We start from the raw sequence: 298 nt of genomic DNA on the forward strand, positions 1-298 counted from the left end.
ATTTCGATCAGGTGACGGGCGCGCTCGCTGCCGTTGGGCTTGGCTCGGTGCCGTCCTGGCTACGGCCCTTTACCCATCTGTCAAACGGCGAGCAATTCCGCGCGGGCCTTGCGCGGCTACTTTGTGAGCGCCCCGCTCTAACTGTTGTCGATGAGTTCACCTCCACTATTGACCGCCGTGTCGCCCGGATCGGTGCGGGGGCTTTTGCAAAAGCATGGCGGCGTGGGTCGGGCCAATTCGTCGGCGTCACTTGCCACGAAGATGTGACCGAATGGCTCCAGCCTGATTGGGTAATCGA

The 298-nt window shown here is 61.7% G+C and carries 1 pseudogene; it reads left to right on the top strand.

From position 1 onward, the window contains the following. A pseudogene (locus EGN72_RS00140) lies at positions 1-298 on the top strand (ABC transporter ATP-binding protein); the annotation flags it as partial.

Source organism: Pseudorhodobacter sp. E13 (assembly GCF_003991405.1).
In the GTDB taxonomy this organism is placed as follows: Bacteria; Pseudomonadota; Alphaproteobacteria; order Rhodobacterales; family Rhodobacteraceae; genus Pseudorhodobacter.